Source organism: Ruegeria sp. CK3, from assembly GCF_056536565.1.
In genome coordinates, this window is record NZ_JBQFPV010000009.1 from 240677 (window position 1) to 257798 (window position 17122).

At 60.1% G+C, this 17122-nt stretch carries 13 protein-coding genes; 12 read left to right on the forward strand and 1 reads right to left on the reverse strand.

Going from position 1 to position 17122, the window contains the following annotated elements; genetic code table 11:
* Nucleotides 1–24 precede the first annotated feature (24 nt).
* The 12 genes from ACR0C3_RS15490 (at nt 25) to ACR0C3_RS15545 (ending at nt 15649) form a co-directional block, all read left to right on the forward strand.
* Entirely contained in the window at nt 25–1005 is a 981-nt protein-coding gene (locus ACR0C3_RS15490) for a TRAP transporter substrate-binding protein (RefSeq protein WP_480759286.1), read from the forward strand.
* A 78-nt stretch (nt 1006–1083) separates the two neighbouring features.
* Nucleotides 1084–1608, forward strand: a complete 525-nt coding sequence (locus ACR0C3_RS15495; RefSeq protein WP_419738744.1) for a TRAP transporter small permease — start codon at nt 1084–1086, stop codon at nt 1606–1608.
* A gap of 4 nt (nt 1609–1612) precedes the next feature.
* Nucleotides 1613–2926, forward strand: a complete 1314-nt coding sequence (locus ACR0C3_RS15500; protein ID WP_170461618.1) for a TRAP transporter large permease — start codon at nt 1613–1615, stop codon at nt 2924–2926.
* A gap of 6 nt (nt 2927–2932) precedes the next feature.
* Entirely contained in the window at nt 2933–3865 is a 933-nt protein-coding gene (locus ACR0C3_RS15505; RefSeq protein ID WP_480759287.1) for a hypothetical protein, read from the forward strand.
* A 148-nt stretch (nt 3866–4013) separates the two neighbouring features.
* Nucleotides 4014–4598, forward strand: coding sequence for an ANTAR domain-containing response regulator (locus tag ACR0C3_RS15510; protein ID WP_170467312.1), 585 nt, complete (start codon nt 4014–4016; stop codon nt 4596–4598).
* Nucleotides 4595–5764 carry an ABC transporter substrate-binding protein gene (locus ACR0C3_RS15515; protein WP_480759288.1) on the forward strand — a complete coding sequence of 390 codons (1170 nt, stop codon included), beginning with the start codon at nt 4595–4597 and terminating at the stop codon, nt 5762–5764. Before ACR0C3_RS15510 ends, ACR0C3_RS15515 begins: the two co-directional genes overlap by 4 nt.
* Nucleotides 5765–6034: 270 nt before the next feature.
* Nucleotides 6035–7399 carry a CmpA/NrtA family ABC transporter substrate-binding protein gene (locus tag ACR0C3_RS15520; protein WP_170643261.1) on the forward strand — a complete coding sequence of 455 codons (1365 nt, stop codon included), beginning with the start codon at nt 6035–6037 and terminating at the stop codon, nt 7397–7399.
* Between the two features lie 74 nt (nt 7400–7473).
* Nucleotides 7474–8556, forward strand: a complete 1083-nt coding sequence (locus tag ACR0C3_RS15525; RefSeq protein WP_170378572.1) for an ABC transporter permease — start codon at nt 7474–7476, stop codon at nt 8554–8556.
* A 5-nt stretch (nt 8557–8561) separates the two neighbouring features.
* Nucleotides 8562–10241, forward strand: coding sequence for an ABC transporter ATP-binding protein (locus ACR0C3_RS15530; protein ID WP_480759290.1), 1680 nt, complete (start codon nt 8562–8564; stop codon nt 10239–10241).
* A gap of 4 nt (nt 10242–10245) precedes the next feature.
* Nucleotides 10246–12681: a nitrite reductase large subunit NirB gene (nirB, locus tag ACR0C3_RS15535; RefSeq protein ID WP_480759292.1), complete on the forward strand. Its 2436-nt coding sequence runs from the start codon at nt 10246–10248 to the stop codon at nt 12679–12681.
* Complete coding sequence (gene nirD, locus ACR0C3_RS15540) at nt 12678–13010, forward strand: nitrite reductase small subunit NirD (RefSeq protein ID WP_480759293.1); 333 nt, start codon at nt 12678–12680, stop codon at nt 13008–13010. Before nirB ends, nirD begins: the two co-directional genes overlap by 4 nt.
* Nucleotides 13010–15649, forward strand: coding sequence for a molybdopterin-dependent oxidoreductase (locus ACR0C3_RS15545; RefSeq protein WP_480759294.1), 2640 nt, complete (start codon nt 13010–13012; stop codon nt 15647–15649). Before nirD ends, ACR0C3_RS15545 begins: the two co-directional genes overlap by 1 nt.
* Before the next feature lie 141 nt (nt 15650–15790).
* On the opposite strand, the gene glnT is transcribed toward ACR0C3_RS15545, so the two are convergent.
* Nucleotides 15791–17119, reverse strand: coding sequence for a type III glutamate--ammonia ligase (gene glnT / locus ACR0C3_RS15550; protein ID WP_480759296.1), 1329 nt, complete (start codon nt 17117–17119; stop codon nt 15791–15793).
* Between the last annotated feature and the right edge of the window lie 3 nt (nt 17120–17122).

Sequence of the window (17122 nt, forward strand, 5' to 3'; positions counted from 1 at the left end):
ACGCATAACAATAGGGAGACTATCATGAAGAAACTCACCAGCCTTCTCGCTGCAACCGCATTGACCGCCGCCGCGGCCGCCTCCGCCATGGCCGAGAAATGGGACATGCCGATGGCCTATTCGGCCTCGAATTTCCATTCGGCTACAGGGGCTGAATTCGCCAAATGTGTAACAACCGGAACCGGCGGCGAGATCGAGATCGTGACCCACCCGTCGGGATCTCTGTTCAAAGGTGCCGATATCAAGCGCGCGATCCAGACCGGGCAGGCCCCGATTGGCGAGCGCCTGTTGTCCGGCCACCAGAATGAAAACGCGCTGTTCGGCTTCGACTCGATCCCTTTCCTTGCCACGTCCTTCGATGACAGCGCCAAGCTGTGGGAAGCGGCCAAGCCCTCGATCGAGAGCCTGCTGGCCGAGCAAAACCTAACGCTGCTTTACGCCGTGCCTTGGCCGCCGCAGGGGCTGTACTTCAAGAATGAGGTGACCTCGGTCGCCGACATGAAGGGCATCAAGTTCCGCTCCTACAACAACGCCACCTCGCGTCTGGCCGAGCTGACGGGCATGCTGCCGGTGACGATTGAGGCCGCCGAGATCAGCCAGGCCTTCGCAACGGGTGTGGCGGATTCGATGGTGTCCTCCGGGTCGACCGGCTATGACCGTAAGGTCTGGGAAAGCCTGAACTATTTCTACGAAGTCGACGCCTGGCTTCCGCGCAACTACGTGATGGTCAATTCGGACGTCTGGTCGGGTGTGTCTGACGCCAACAAGAACGTCATCAAAGCCTGCGCGGAACTGGCGGAATATGCCGGCAACTGGCGCGCCAAGGAATATACCGGCTTCACGCTGCAAGGCCTGCGCGATGGCGGCATGACCGTCGGCCCAGCGTCGGATCAGATGGTGGGTGAGCTGAAAGAAATCGGCGTCACCATGACCAACGAATGGCTTGAGGCTGCAGGCGACGAGGGCAAAGCCATCGTCGATGCGTTCAACGCCGCGCAGCAATAACGCCAAATCGGGCGGCAGGTCCTTCTGCCGCCCGCAACATCTCAAAAAAACAAACCAAGCGGGGACAGTATGGCGGTTATGCGTGGGCTTCGGTCCGTTCTGGATTTCATTTATCAGGCCGCAGGCGTTCTGGCCGCGCTGAGCCTGATCGCCATTTTGCTGCTGATCGTGGTGCAGATGCTGGCCCGCTGGACCGGAGAGGTCTTTCCCGGCGCGCCCGACTATGCCGGCTACGCCATGGCGGCCGCGTCCTTTCTGGCCTTTGCCAATGCGCTGAACCGAGGCAGTCATATCCGTGTGTCCATTCTGTTGAATGCTGTTCCAGACGGGTTCAGGCGTGTTCTGGAAATCTGGTGTTTCGCCATCGGCACAGCGGTGATGTGGTATTTCTGCTGGTACGCCTACCGCTTTGTCTATTGGAGCTGGAAGTTCAACGATGTCAGTCAGGGGCAGGACAGAACCGCCCTGTGGATTCCTCAATCCGCCATGCTGATCGGCGCCGTGATCCTCGCCATCGCACTAACCGACCATCTGCTCCACGTGCTGTTCAAGGGGGATCACCGCATCACCCCCGATCTGGCCGACCAAAGCCAGGGGGAATGAGCGAATGGAAAACCTTTCGATCATCATCCTGTTCATCTTCGTCCTCTTCACCCTGCTCGGCACTGGCGTTTGGGTCGGTCTTGCCCTGATGGGCGTCGCCTGGGTCGGGATGGAGCTGTTCACGACCCGCCCCGTCGGCGACGTCATGATCACCACGATCTGGTCCGCGTCCTCGTCCTGGACCCTGACCGCCCTGCCCATGTTCATCTGGATGGGGGAAATCCTGTATCGAACGCGATTATCCGAGGATATGTTCAAAGGGCTTTCGCCATGGATGGCCCCTCTGCCCGGGGGCTTGGTGCATACCAATATCGTCGGCTGCACGGTCTTCGCTGCGGTATCTGGCTCATCCGCTGCCACACTGACCACCGTGGGCAAGATGTCGATCCCGGAACTGCGCAAGCGCAATTACCCAGAGCGTATGATCATCGGCACCCTAACCGGAGCCGCCACATTGGGCCTGATGATCCCGCCCTCGCTGACGCTGATCGTCTACGGCGTCACCATCAATGAATCCATCACCAAGCTGTTCTTTGCCGGCATCTTGCCCGGCCTCGTTCTGGCCGCGATGTTCATGGGCTATGTTGCGATCTACTCGAAACTTGGTAAGGACTGGCAGCCCAACGTCGAAGCCAAGCTGAGCTTCCGCGAGAAAATCCACAACTCGCGCTTCCTGCTACCAGTGATCCTGCTGATCACGGTGGTGATCGGCTCGATGTATCTGGGCTATGCCACCGCGACCGAGGCCGCCGCCTTTGGCGTGATCGGAGGGCTATTGCTGGCCGCCGGTCAAGGGTCGCTCAACTGGAAAACCTTCACCGAAAGCCTGATGGGCGCAACGCGGACCAGCGCGATGATTGCCCTGATCCTTGCAGGCGCGGCCTTTCTGTCGCTGTCGATGGGCTTCACCGGCCTGCCCCGCGGCCTCGCCGACCTGATCGCCGGGTGGGAGCTGACGCGGTTCGAGCTGCTGATGGTGCTGCTGGTCTTCTACATCATACTGGGGTGTTTTCTGGACGGCATCTCGTCGGTCGTGCTGACCATGGCCGTGGTCGAGCCGATGATCCGCGATGCAGGGATTGATCTGATCTGGTTCGGTATCTTCATCGTCGTTGTCGTCGAGATGGCCCAGATCACGCCGCCCATCGGCTTCAACCTGTTTGTGATGCAGGGCATGACCAACCACGAGATGAGCTATATCGCCCGCGCTGCAATTCCGATGTTCCTGATCATGGTGCTGATGGTTTTTGTTCTGATCTGGTTCCCTGAGCTGGCCACTTGGCTGCCCGAGAACCTGCGTCAGAGCCCCGGCGGGTAGCGCCGCTTGAACCCGCTACATCTGGCGGCTCGCAACGGCCCCATTGTACTGGTCGCGGGGCTGGTTGCCGGTCTGCTCTTGCCCAGCCTTGCCGAGCCGATGCGCCCGCTGCTGCCGCCGCTCGTCATGGTGCTGCTGTTCGTGACCGTCATGAGGATGGAGCCAAAAACACTCATTGGCTCGCTGTCAGACCTGCGCAGCGTGATCCGCACGATTGCAGCACTGCAACTTGCGGTGCCGCTGACGCTTCTGGCCATTGGATACACGGCCGGCTGGATGAGTTCGCCGATCTTCCTGTCACTGCTCATCGTCGCCGCAGCGCCCTCGATTTCCGGCAGCCCGAACATGTGCCTGATGATGGGACACCCGGCAGAACACTCAGTGCGCCTTGTGGTGGTGGGAACCGCGCTTTTGCCCCTGACGGCGCTGCCCGTCTTCTGGCTCATGCCAGAGCTGGAGGATATTCGCGCCGTCACCGGTGCCTCGGCCCGCTTGTTCCTGACCATCGCCGTTGCGGCCTCCGCCGCGATCGTCCTGCGCATGACAGTCCTTCGAAACCCGTCCGCGTCCACGCTCAGCAATCTTGAAGGGTTGGGCGCGATCACCCTGGCGGTCTTTGTCATTGGCCTGATGCCATCGCTCAGCGCAACAGCCCTGGAGGCCCCCGGCATCGCGCTGTTCTGGGTCGCTTTTGCCTGCGTGATCAACTTTGGCGCTCAGGCCGTGATGTTCAGCCTGTTGCGCAGGCGCGGCCCACCAGCACAAGCGACGGCTATTTCTTTGATCGCAGGCAATCGCAATATTGCCCTGTTCTTTGTCGCTTTGCCGCCTGAGGTCATCGCCCCGATTATGGTCTTTATCGGAGCCTACCAGATTCCGATGTACCTGACCCCGACCCTGATGCGGCGACTGTATCGAACGAACGCGTTTGACCCCTAGGCAATCCCAATAGCTGCGCCCCGTGATTGCCTGAAGAATACGCACTCAGACGTTGTTCGCCCAAAAATTGATCTACACTTGTGGTCGCTTTGCAAGCGCAGCAATCGATCTGTTGCCAACCCCATGCGGCGCGCCCAACTGACTCCGTATGAGCCAGAACCTGACAGTCGTTGTCGTAGAACAAAACCAAGACCGGGCCTTTGCCATCGTGGATGCGCTGAAGGAGTCCGGCGATGTCGATGTGTTCGTGATCGGCAATGCATCTGGATTAGCGCGTAAGATTGCCACCCACAGCCCCGATATCGTCCTGATTGATATCGACAACCCCTCGCGTGACATGCTCGAGGAATTGACGGTCGCGTCCGGCCCTTTGGAACGTCCCGTTGCCATGTTTGTGTCCGGCGCAGCCGGAGGGTTGGCAAAAGCCGCGGTTGAGGCAGGTGTCTCGGCATATGTGGTCGACGGCCTTCAGGCCGAGCGGATCAAGCCAGTGATCGACACGGCCATCGCCCGGTTTCAGGTGCTGCGGCAGATGCGGACGGAACTGGCTGAAACCCGCCGCGCTTTGGAAGAACGGAAAGTGATTGACCGCGCCAAGGGATTGCTGATGAAGGCAAAAGGCGTGCCCGAGGATGAGGCCTATGCTCTGTTGCGCAAAACCGCGATGAACCAGAACCGCAGGGTGGCCGAGGTCGCCGAGGCGTTAGTTACGGCCTCGGGGTTGCTGTCATGAGGACCGTCACCCTTCCCGTGGCCTACATGCCGCTGGTCGATGCCGCCCCATTAATTGTCGCGCGCGAAATGGGGTTCGACCATGCCGAGGGCGTTTCGCTGGATCTGCGCCCTGCCCCATCCTGGTCGTCCCTGCGCGACATGCTGGCCTTTGGACATGTCGATGCCGCGCATCTGCTGTCTCCGGTGCCGGTTGCCATGGCCTTGGGACTGGGCGGCATCGCAACGCCGCTTTCGGCCGTGTCGGTGCTGTCGATGAATGGAACCGTGATTGGAATTGGCACGCAATTGGCCGGGCGGCTAGCACATCAGGGATATGGTTTTGATTTCGCCGATGCCGCCAAAGCCGGCGCAGCATTGGCAAAAGCCGCCGGAGACGTTCTCGTCTTTGGCGTCCCCTTCCCTTTCTCGATGCATGTCGAACTGTTGCGCTACTGGGTGGCGGGAACCCCGCTGGCATCGAAAAAGGTGGAAATCCGCACCGTACCGCCGCCATTGATGGCACAGGCCCTCGCCGGAGGAGAGATCGACGCCTTTTGCGTGGGTGAGCCCTGGGGATCATTCGCGGTCGACGACAATGTCGGTACCTTACTTCTACCGGGCCAGGCGATCTGGACCTGCGCACCGGAAAAGGTTCTGGCCGTGCGAAACGACTGGGCTGAGACCGAGCCGCATCTGCTCGGCAGCCTGATGCGGGCTGTCTGGCGCGCCGGGCGTTGGCTATCAAGTGAAGACAGCCGTACAACCGCGTCCGAGATGCTTTCACGCAAATCCTACCTCAACGTCTCGCCCGAACTAATCGACCGCGCGCTGATGGGAGAGTTCACGATCTCCGCCCGCGGCGAACAGCGCCATGTTGAGGGGTTCGTCGAGTTCTTTGACGGAGCCGCCACCTTCCCTTGGCGCAGTCAGGCGAAATGGATGGCCCATCAATTGGCGCTGCGAAACGGGCTGGATGTCACAACCGCTGAGCGTCAGGCCGCCAAGGTCTTTCGCAGCGATCTTTATCGTCGTGAACTGCAGGGTTTGGGTGTGGAATCACCGGGCGCCTCGGAGAAACTGGAGGGCGCGCTACCCACCTCGACCGCTGTGGCCTCAACCCATGGCAGCCTGATTCTACCCCCGAATGTCTTTTTCGACCGGCGCATTTTCGAGCCGACCGGTTAAGATTGCCTAATTTTTTTGCAGTGCAGCATTCATCAACGCTGCATTGCAGAAAAAGTACCTCTGAAATGCCAAAAAAGGATGACGGCCCAAGCCCGAAAAGGCTTAATCGGGTCAACGGCAGGCAACGACGCCCACCGTAAGAATTCGCCCGCCGAAATGGGCATCCACCAAGAGCAGAGCCGCTCGACCACCCGCCAATCCTCCCGGCGGTGTGTGTCGGCGGCTTTTTTGTTTGCCCAAAGCGATTGGGCTGAACCGAAAGGGATCGAGATGAAGAAGCTACTTCTGGGCCTTGTTGCGTCTACCGCGCTTGTCTCTCCGGCATTGGCCGAGCTGGAACTGGAAAAAGACGAGCTGACCTTTGGCTTTATCAAGCTGACGGATATGGCCCCGTTGGCCGTCGCCTACGAACAGGGCTATTTCCTGGAAGAGGGCCTGTTCGTGACGTTGGAAGCGCAAGCCAACTGGAAAGTGCTACTGGACGGCGTGATCGGCGGGCAGCTGGACGGCGCGCATATGCTGGCAGGCCAGCCTTTGGCTGCAACTATCGGTTATGGGACCGAGGCGCATATCATCACGCCATTTTCGATGGATCTGAACGGCAACGGCATCACCGTCTCGAACGAGATTTGGGAAGAAATGAAGCCCAATATCCCAAAGATGGATGACGGCCGCCCGCAGCATCCGATCAGCGCCGAGGCGCTTGCGCCGGTTGTTGAGAAATACAAATCCGAAGGCAAGCCGTTCAACATGGGCATGGTCTTCCCGGTTTCGACCCACAACTACGAGCTGCGCTACTGGCTGGCCGCTGGCGGTCTGCATCCGGGGTATTACAGCCCCGAAAACGTGACCGGCCAGATCGGGGCGGATGTTTTCCTGTCCGTAACGCCTCCGCCGCAAATGCCCGCCACGTTGGAAGCCGGTACGATCTACGGCTATTGCGTGGGCGAGCCTTGGAACCAGCAGGCCGTGTTCAAAGGTATCGGCGTCCCGGTCATTACCGACTATGAGCTTTGGAAGAACAACCCTGAAAAGGTCTTCGGCATCACAGCCGAGTTCGCCGAAGAGTACCCAAACACCACTCTGGCCGTGACCAAGGCGCTGATCCGCGCGGCACAGTGGCTGGATGAAAACGACAACGCCAACCGCCCCGAGGCGGTCGAGATCCTCAGCCGTCCGGAATATGTGGGCGCGGACTATGACGTTATCGCCAACTCGATGACCGGCACCTTCGAATATGAAAAAGGCGACAAGCGCGAGGTTCCCGATTTCAACGTGTTCTTCCGCTACAATGCGACCTACCCGTTCTACTCGGACGCGGTATGGTACCTGACCCAAATGCGCCGCTGGGGTCAGATCGCCGAGGCCAAGCCCGACAGCTGGTATGACGAAGTCGCCAAGTCAGTCTACAAGCCCGAGATCTACCTTGAAGCCGCGCGCCTGCTGGTTGACGAAGGTCTGGCGAACGAGGCTGATTTCCCCTGGGACAGCGACGGCTACAAAGCCCCGACCCCGGCCGAGGATATCATCGACGGTATCGCCTATGACGGCCGCACCCCCAACGCCTATCTCGAAAGCCTCTCCATCGGTCTGAAGGGCGAGCAGAAGATCGTCGGTTCCGACGTACAAGGCTAATTCCCCAAAACGCCGCGCCCGGCCCTCGTCGGGCGCGGACCCAAAAGTGCCCCGCCATCGCAAGGACACATCAGATGACAACGGTCGATCCCGAATTCAACGCAGACGCTGCCAGAGAGGAACGTCGCGCCCGCCTTTTCACCCGCATCAACGCAGCCGACAAATGGTTTCAGGTGTTGGGCCTTAGCTGGGCCACGCCCGTCCTGAAGGCCGCCGCAGGAGACAACCCACGCGCCCAGATGACCGAGATTTGGCGATTGTTGATCGTTCCCCTGCTGTCGATCTGTGCCTTTCTGCTGCTCTGGGCCACGCTGGCCCCGAAAGTACAGACTTCGCTTGGTGCGGTCCCCGGACCCGCGCAGGTTTGGAGCGAAATGGTCAGCCTGAACGAAGACGCACAGGCCAAGGCCGCCAAACGCGCCAAATTCGAAGCGATGGTCGAAAAGCGCAACCAAAAGTTCATTGATGCCGGTCAGCCCGAAAAGGTGAAGGAAGTCGCCTTTACCGGGGCACCTTCGTACTACCAACAGATCTGGACCTCGATAAAAACGGTGTTTTTCGGCTTTCTGATCGCCACAGTGGTCGCCGTGCCGCTTGGCATTGCCGCTGGTCTTTCCCCGACCGCCAATGCCGCGCTGAACCCGCTGATCCAGATTTTCAAACCGGTGTCTCCGCTGGCTTGGTTGCCGATCGTCACCATGATCGTCTCGGCCGTTTATGTCACCAATGACGGCTGGTTCGCGAAATCCTTCCTGATCTCGGCCATCACCGTGACACTCTGTTCGCTGTGGCCCACGCTGATCAATACATCGCTGGGTGTAGCCTCCATCGACAAGGACCTGGTGAATGTCTCCAAGGTGTTGAAAATGAACACCTATACCAAGATCACCAAACTGGTTTTGCCTTCTGCCCTGCCCCTGATCTTCACAGGCCTGCGCCTGTCGCTGGGCGTCGGCTGGATGGTCCTGATCGCGGCGGAGATGCTGGCGCAGAACCCCGGCTTGGGCAAGTTTGTCTGGGATGAGTTCCAGAACGGCTCGTCCAGCTCGCTCGCAAAGATCATGGTTGCGGTCTTCACCATCGGCATCATCGGTTTCCTGCTGGACCGGGTGATGTACGCACTGCAATCCCTGTTTACCTTCACGAATAACCGGTGATCGAGATGAGCATTCTGAGCTTCAAGAACGCCTCGAAATCCTTCGGTGAAGGCACCGCACGCACCAATGTGTTGAAAGGCATCGATCTGGACGTGCAAGAGGGTGAGTTTCTGGTGATCCTCGGCTTCTCGGGCACCGGCAAGACGACGCTGATCAACCTGATGGCTGGTCTGGATACGCCGACCAAGGGCGAGGTCACGTTCAAAGGCGCTCCGATCAAGGGGCCGGGCCCTGAGCGTGGTGTGATTTTCCAGAACTACTCGCTGATGCCATGGCTGACGGTCAGCGGCAATGTGGGGCTGGCGGTGGATACGGTCTTTCCGGGCCTCAGCAAACTCGAGAAAGCCGAGAAGGTCGCGCATTATGTGAAGATGGTGGGCCTCAGCCATGCCGCAACGCGCCGCCCTGCAGAACTGTCCGGCGGTATGCGCCAGCGAGTCAACGTGGCGCGCGCTTTGTCGATGAACCCCGAAGTTCTGCTGTTGGATGAGCCTTTGTCGGCGCTTGACGCGCTGACCCGCGCCAATCTGGCGGATGAGATCGAACATATTTGGGAGGCCGACAAAAAGACCTGCGTGCTGATCACCAACGATGTCGACGAGGCGATCATTCTGGCTGACCGCATCATTGCGCTGAACCCTGATGGGACTTTGGGACAGGAGTTCCGCGTGTCGATTCCCCGCCCACGCGATCGGGGTGCGATGAACAACGATGAGACCTTCAAACGCCTCAGGGCCGACGTCACCAAGTACCTGATGGATGTGGGGATCGAAGCCAAGGTCGAAGGCTCTCGTATCCTGCCGGATGTCACCCCAATCCACGGTGTTCCAACAGCGGTCGCCGAGGCGCAAAAGGGGATGATCGAGAACCGTTTCCTCGACTTCTCGCAATTGCACAAGGTGTATCCGACGCCCAAAGGCCCTCTGACCGTGGTCGAGGATTTCGACCTGAAGATCGACAAGGGTGAGTTCATCTCTCTGATCGGCCATTCGGGTTGTGGCAAGTCCACGGTTTTGACCATGGCGGCAGGGCTAAACGACATCTCAAAAGGCGCGATCAAGTTGGATGGCCGCCACGTCGAAGGGGCCGACCCGGAACGCGCGGTGGTGTTCCAATCACCCAACCTGTTCCCTTGGCTCAGCGCCAAGGAAAATGTCGCGATTGGCGTCGACAAGGTCTATCCCAAAGCCAGCATGGCCGAGCGGCAGGACGTGGTGGAGTACTATCTGGAACGCGTCGGACTGGCTGACGCGATGGACAAATCGGCCTCGGATCTCTCGAACGGTATGAAGCAACGCGTCGGTATTGCCCGCGCCTTCGCACTGTCGCCCAAACTTCTGCTGCTGGACGAGCCCTTCGGCATGCTCGACAGCCTTACGCGCTGGGAATTGCAGGAAGTCCTGATGGAGGTCTGGTCCCGCACCAAGGTCACAGCAATCTGTGTGACCCATGACGTGGATGAGGCGATCCTGCTGGCCGACCGCGTGGTTATGATGACCAACGGCCCGCAGGCCACAATCGGCAAGATCACCAAGGTCGAACTGCCGCGTCCGCGGACGCGCAAAGCGCTGCTCGAGCACCCGGATTACTACGCCTACCGGCAGGAGGTCCTCGATTTCCTCGAAGAATACGAACACGGCGCCAAGCCTAAAACACCCGCCCCCAAGGCGATTGCAGCGGAGTGAAATCATGAAGCAAAGACTTGTTGTCATTGGCGCTGGGATGGCCTCGGGCCGGGTGCTGGAGCACCTGACCGACGCCGCGCCGGATGCGTTCGACATCACCCTGTTCAATGCCGAACCGCGCGGGAACTACAACCGCATCATGCTCAGCCCGGTCCTGTCGGGCGAGAAAACCTATGAAGAGATCGTCACCCATGACGACACCTGGTATGCGGAGCGCGGCATCTCCTGCCGCTTTGGCGAGCAGGTTGCCAAGATCGACCGTGAGATGAAGGTGGTCGAGGGGGTCAACGGACATGTGCCCTACGACAAGCTGATCATTGCGACAGGGTCAAATCCGTTCATCATCCCTCTTCCCGGTCATGATCTGGACGGTGTAATCGCCTATCGCGATCTGGAAGACACCCAGCGGATGATGGGCATGGGTTCGGGCAACAAGGTTGTCGTCATCGGCGGCGGCCTACTGGGGCTTGAAGCCGCCGCGGGTATGGCCGCGCATGGGGTCGACGTGACCGTCGTTCACATCATGGGCCATCTGATGGAGCGTCAGCTGGACGAAGCCGCAGGCTATCTGCTGAAGAAGTCGCTGGAAGACAAAGGCATCAAGATTTGCCTGCAGGCGAACTCGAAAGAAATCCTCGGGCAAGATGGCAAAGTCCGCGCGCTGCTTCTGGACGACGGGACCGAATTGCCCTGTGACCTGCTAGTAATGGCCGTGGGGATCCGCCCCAATACGGCGCTGGCGCAAGAAGCTGGTCTGGCCACCGGGCGCGGTATCCATGTGGATGACCAGATGCTCACCTCGGACCAGGATGTTTACGCCGTGGGCGAATGCGTCGAACATGACGGGGCGGTCTTTGGCCTTGTCGCACCGCTCTATGATCAGGCGAAAGTGGCGGCACAGGCGCTGTTGGGTGAAGAGGTTGCGTTTGTTCAGAAAACCCTCTCGACCAAGTTGAAGGTCACCGGGTGCGATCTGTTCAGCGCGGGCGATTTCGCGGACGCGCCTGGGCGTGAGGATATCGTGTTCCGCGACCCCTCGCGCGGGGTCTACAAACGGCTGGTCATTGAAGAGGATCGTTTGGTCGGCGCGGTCATGTATGGCGACACGGCAGATGGCAGTTGGTTCTTCGGCCTGATCAAGGAAGGCACCAGTATCGAAGACATGCGCGAGACGCTGATATTCGGGCCCGCCTATCAGGGGGGCGATACCGCGGACCCTCTTTCAGCCGTTGCAGCATTGCCGCCTGAGGCGGAGATTTGCGGCTGCAACGGCGTATGCAAAGGTGACATTGTCGAAGCGATCAACGCGGGTGCCAGCGATCTGGGCGCCGTGCGTACTAGCACCAAGGCCAGCGCCTCGTGCGGGACATGTACGGGGCTGGTTGAGCAAGTTTTGCAGGTCACTCTGGGTGATGAGTTCCAAATGCCAACGGCGCAACCGATTTGCGGCTGCACCGATCTGACGCATGAGGATGTACGGCGTATGATCAAAGGGCAGGAGCTGAAAAGCCAGGCCGCTGTCTGGCAGGAGCTGGGCTGGACAACACCCAATGGCTGCCATGTCTGCCGTCCGGCCATCAATTATTACCTGCTGGCCGACTGGCCTCTGGAATATCAGGACGACCCGCAAAGCCGCTTCGTCAACGAACGCAAGCACGCCAACATCCAAAAGGACGGCACTTTCAGCGTTGTCCCGCGTATGTGGGGAGGCATCACCACCCCCGAAGAATTGCGTGCCATCGCGGATGCGGCGGACAAATACGACGTACCCACGGTGAAAGTCACCGGCGGCCAACGCATCGACCTGTTGGGTGTGAAAGGCGAAGATCTACCTGCCATCTGGTCGGATCTGAACCAGGCCGGTCTGGTCTCGGGGCATGCCTATTCCAAAGGGCTGCGTACCGTCAAAACCTGCGTCGGCACCGATCATTGCCGGTTCGGCACGCAAGACAGCACAGGTCTCGGCATCAAGCTTGAGAAAATCCTATGGGGGTCGTGGACACCGCACAAGCTGAAACTGGCGGTGTCGGGTTGCCCGCGCAACTGCGCCGAGGCGACCTGCAAGGATATCGGTGTGGTCTGCGTCGACTCAGGCTACCAGATCAGCATCGGCGGAGCCGCCGGTATGGACGTCAAAGAGACTGAATTGCTCTGTCAGGTTCCAACCGAAGACGAAGCGATCGAGGTCGTGATGGCCGTCACACAGGCCTATCGCGAAGGCGGCAAGTATCTGGACCGCTTGTATAAATGGCTGGGCAAGGTGGGCATGGACTGGGTCAAGGCTCAGGTCGTGGAGGACCGGGAGAACCGTGCCGCTCTGGTCGAACGGTTCGAGCTTTCCCAAAGCATCTACCGCAAGGACCCGTGGGCGGAACACGTCAAGGACAAGGCGCAGACCTATGCGCCGATCGCAGATTTCACACTGGAGGCCGCGGAATGAGCTGGATCGACATCGGACATATCGAAGACATCCCCCTGCGCGGCGCGCGTTTGGTGAAAACGCATATCGGCTGTATCGCGATCTTCCGAACCGCCGAGGCCGAGGTCTTCGCCGCCACCAACAGCTGCCCCCACAAAGGAGGGCCGCTGTCCGAAGGGATCGTGCATGGGCAATCGGTCACCTGCCCCCTGCACAACTGGGTTTTCGACCTGAACACCGGTCAGGCACAGGGCGCTGACGAGGGGCAGATCGCCACCTATCCGGTGCGTCTCGAAGGCGGGCGTATCTTGTTGGATGCCAGCACAGTCTCTCACCGGAGCGCCGCCTGATGGACGGCACTGGCCTGCCCGAGGTCCACTCGACCTGCGCTTATTGTGGGGTCGGCTGCGGCGTCCTGCTGCGCCCCGACGGGGCCGGAGGGCTGGCCGTGCGCGGTGACCCGGACCACCCGGCAAATCATGGCAGGCTCTGCTCCAAGGGCTTGGCTTTGGGTGAGACCGTCGGCTTGGACCACCGCCTGCGAAACCCACGCGCATTTGGTCAGGATGTCGGCTGGGATGACGCCCTTCAACTGGTCGCGGATCGATTCTCCGCAGCGATCAAGGCGCACGGGCCGGACAGTGTTGCCTTCTACGTCTCGGGGCAGTTACTGACCGAGGATTATTACGTCGCCAACAAGCTGATGAAGGGGTTCATCGGATCGGCGAATATCGACACCAATTCGCGGCTCTGCATGGCATCCACCGTGGCCGGGCACAAACGCGCTTTTGGCACAGATACCGTGCCCGGAACCTATGAGGATCTGGATCAGGCCGATCTGGTCGTTTTGGTCGGCTCAAACCTCGCGTGGTGCCATCCGGTTCTCTATCAACGGCTCATGGCGGCACGTCAGGCGCGCGGGACCCGTATCGTCGTGATTGATCCGCGCAGAACGGCAAGTTGCGATCAGGCCGATCTGCATCTACCTCTGGCACCGGGCAGCGATGTGGCCGTGTTCAACCATCTGCTTGGTAGAATTCATGAAACCGGACAGGTTGACGCGGGTTGTCTGAGCCACACGACAGGGTTCACGGACGCACTGGCCACCGCGCAAAATGACAACCCGGCGGCGACAGGTCTGGACCAGAAAGACCTCGACACTTTCTGTGACATGTGGATCGGGACCGAGCGCGTGGTCACAATCTTCAGCCAAGGCGTCAATCAATCCTCCAGCGGGACGGACAAGGTCAACGCGATCCTGAATTGCCATCTGGCCGCGGGCCGGATCGGTCGACCCGGCATGGGGCCGTTTTCCGTCACCGGGCAGCCGAACGCCATGGGGGGGAGAGAAGTCGGTGGGCTAGCCAACATGCTCGCCTGTCACCTGGATATTGAAAACGAAAGCCACCGCGCGGCGGTTCAGAAGTTCTGGGCTGCACCAAACATGCCGAAAAAACCGGGGTTGAAGGCCGTCGACCTGTTTCGAGAGATCGAAAACGGGCAGATCAAGGCCCTCTGGGTGATCCATACCAACCCCGCCGTCACCATGCCCGAGGCCGACCGGGTGCAGGCCGCCTTCAAAGCCTGTCCCTTCACGGTTGTCAGCGATCTGACCGAACATACAGACACAGCCCGCGTCGCAGATGTGGTGTTGGCCGCAGCTGGATGGGCCGAGAAAAGCGGCACCGTCACCAACTCGGACCGCACGATCAGCCGCCAGCGCGCCGTCCTGACGCCTCCGGGCCATGCTCGGGCCGATTGGGATATCCTCGCCGAAGTGGGCCGCCGCATGGGATGGCAAGAGGCATTCGACTATTCCTCGCCCGCGCAGATATTCCGCGAATACGCGGCCCTGTCATTGGTCGCCAAACCCTTTGGGCGCGATTTCGACATCTCTGGATATGCGGACCTGTCGGACGACGACTATGCCGAGCTGCAACCAACCCGCTGGCCGGTAACGCCCGACGGCACTGGAGGGAGGTTCTTTGGCGACGGGCAATTCTTCCACCCTGACGGCAAAGCCCGCCTGATCGCGGTCAGCCACAGACCGCCCGAGGCGAAGGCCTCGGACCGCTACCCGTTCCTTCTGAACACCGGGCGTACACGGGACCAATGGCACACCATGACCCGCACTGGCCTGTCACCGCGCCTGTCGTCGCACCTTGCTGAGCCTTTCATTGAGGTTCACCCGGATGAGGCGGATCGTCTCGGGCTAGACCCCGACAGCTTGGTCGAGGTCAAGAGCGCGGTCGGGGCATGTATCTTCCGGTTAAAGACATCCGATGCCGTCGCGCCCGGGCAGGTGTTCGCGCCGATCCACTGGACGGGTGAAACAGCCCCCTCGGCCCGTGTCGATGCACTGATACCCGGCGTTACTGACCCGGTATCAGGCCAACCCGAAAGCAAAGCCGCCGCAGTGTCCCTGCACCCCATGAAGGCGGGTTGGTACGGTTTTGCAGTCTCCGCGACACCTCCGTCACCGTCGGCAGAGTATCGGGCAACGGCGAAAACCGAAAGCGGCTACAGAACAGAGCTGGCGGGCTATGAGATGCCCTCCGACTGGGAGAAGACGGCCCGAGACTGGTTCCAACTACCGGACGCCCTGTCCACATCGGTCGAAGATCCCAAACGAGGGTTGTTCAGGATAGCACTGTCAGACGGTCCGTGCGTTCTTGCCGTTCTCTATGTATCTCGAGAACCTGTGACCTTAATGAGGGAGTATCTTGCAACCCTGCCCGATGCCGAGCCTCATCAGCTCCTGTCCGGGCGGTCTGCCAATGGTGTTGAAGATGGCGGGCCGATCGTCTGCTCCTGTTTCGGGGTCGGACTCAATACGATCGTCCGGGCCATCGGCACCCAGAACATCGGTGATGTCGATGAAATCGGCAGGCTATTGCAGGCGGGTACAAACTGTGGCTCATGCCGCCCGGAACTGTCAGGATTGCTCGACAAGCATTCGGTCCCGGTTTTGCAGGACGTCGAACTTTAGGCGCGGGATCTATTCTGGGTCCTCAGATACCGCCAAATTCCGGGCACGCAGATCGGCATGTTTGGCGCATGGTCCTGCGCGCTTACGCCATGGTCAAAAAGACCGAGGCCGCAGCACTCGCTGCGGCCTCTTTTTTTGCTCTCAGATATCGAGCGTGTGCTGTTTTTCCCAGTTCGAGAAATGAGACACAAACGAGTTCCATTCCTGATGCTTCATCTTCAGGAAAGCGCTGGAGAACTCCTGCCCCATCATCTCTTTCAATTCGGCGTCCTTGTCGAATTCGCGCAGGCCGTCGAGCATGTTCAGCGGCAATTTGGGCGCGTCGGTGACAGTGTGGCCTTCGGCATACATGTCGATGTCATAACGCGGTCCCGGATCAGCCTTGGTGCGGATGCCCGACAGACCAGCGGCAATGATCACTGCCTGCAGCAGATACGGGTTCGCCGCCCCATCGGGCAGGCGCAGTTCGAACCGGCCCGGGCCGGGGACGCGCACCATATGAGTTCGGTTGTTTCCTGTCCATGTCACCGTGTTGGGCGCCCATGTGGCCCCCGACATGGTGCGCGGCGCGTTGATGCGCTTGTAGCTGTTCACCGTCGGGTTGGTGATCGCCGCAAGCGCGCTGGCATGCTTCATGATGCCACCGAGGAAGTACTTGCCCTGCTCGCCCAGCCCAACCTCTCCGGTCGGGCCGTCGCCGTCGCCCGCAAAAACGTTGGTCTTCGCATCCGCGCCCGGCGCGTCCCAAACCGAGATATGGGCGTGGCAGCCATTGCCCGTCAGCCCCTCGACCGGTTTGGGCATGAAGGTGGCACGCAGCCCATGCTTCTCGGCCACGGATTTGGTCATGAACTTGAAGAAGGAATGCTTGTCGGCGGTTCTGAGAACATCATCGAATTCCCAGTTCATCTCGAACTGGCCATTGGCGTCCTCGTGGTCATTCTGATACGGGCCCCAGCCCAGGTCCAACATATAATCGCAGATCTCGCGCACCACGTCATAGCGACGCATCACGGCCTGCTGGTCATAGCAGGGCTTTTCCGCAGTATCGAACGGGTCGCTGATCTGTTCGCCATCGGGGGTCAGCAGGAAGAACTCGGCTTCGATGCCGGTTTTTACACTAAGGCCCATCTCGGCGGCCTCGTCGATCAGGCGGCGCAGCACGTTGCGTGGGGCCTGGGCCACATCCTGCCCCTCCATCACGCAATTACCGGCGACCCAAGCGACTTCGGGCTTCCATGGCAGTTGGATCACTGAGGACGGGTCTGGCACCGCCAGCATGTCGGGATGCGCGGGGGTCATATCCAGCCACGTGGCGAAGCCGGCAAAACCGGCGCCCTCTTCCTGCATGTCGGCAATGGCTTGTGCGGGAACCAGTTTGGCCCGCTGTCCACCGAACAAATCGGTGAACGAAATCATGAAATATTTGACGCCGTTTTCTTTGGCGAAAGCTGCCAGATCTGTCGTCATGGT

What these genes read in the sequence shown, in the direction of transcription:
- ACR0C3_RS15490 (WP_480759286.1), top strand. Translation starts at nt 25, where the DNA reads ATGAAGAAACTCACCAGCCTTCTCGCTGCAACCGCATTGACCGCCGCC.
- ACR0C3_RS15495 (WP_419738744.1), top strand. Translation starts at nt 1,084, where the DNA reads ATGCGTGGGCTTCGGTCCGTTCTGGATTTCATTTATCAGGCCGCAGGC.
- ACR0C3_RS15500 (WP_170461618.1), top strand. Translation starts at nt 1,613, where the DNA reads ATGGAAAACCTTTCGATCATCATCCTGTTCATCTTCGTCCTCTTCACC.
- ACR0C3_RS15510 (WP_170467312.1), top strand. Translation starts at nt 4,014, where the DNA reads ATGAGCCAGAACCTGACAGTCGTTGTCGTAGAACAAAACCAAGACCGG.
- ACR0C3_RS15515 (WP_480759288.1), top strand. Translation starts at nt 4,595, where the DNA reads ATGAGGACCGTCACCCTTCCCGTGGCCTACATGCCGCTGGTCGATGCC.
- ACR0C3_RS15520 (WP_170643261.1), top strand. Translation starts at nt 6,035, where the DNA reads ATGAAGAAGCTACTTCTGGGCCTTGTTGCGTCTACCGCGCTTGTCTCT.
- ACR0C3_RS15525 (WP_170378572.1), top strand. Translation starts at nt 7,474, where the DNA reads ATGACAACGGTCGATCCCGAATTCAACGCAGACGCTGCCAGAGAGGAA.
- ACR0C3_RS15530 (WP_480759290.1), top strand. Translation starts at nt 8,562, where the DNA reads ATGAGCATTCTGAGCTTCAAGAACGCCTCGAAATCCTTCGGTGAAGGC.
- nirB (WP_480759292.1), top strand. Translation starts at nt 10,246, where the DNA reads ATGAAGCAAAGACTTGTTGTCATTGGCGCTGGGATGGCCTCGGGCCGG.
- nirD (WP_480759293.1), top strand. Translation starts at nt 12,678, where the DNA reads ATGAGCTGGATCGACATCGGACATATCGAAGACATCCCCCTGCGCGGC.
- ACR0C3_RS15545 (WP_480759294.1), top strand. Translation starts at nt 13,010, where the DNA reads ATGGACGGCACTGGCCTGCCCGAGGTCCACTCGACCTGCGCTTATTGT.
- glnT (WP_480759296.1), bottom strand. Translation starts at nt 17,119, where the DNA reads ATGACGACAGATCTGGCAGCTTTCGCCAAAGAAAACGGCGTCAAATAT.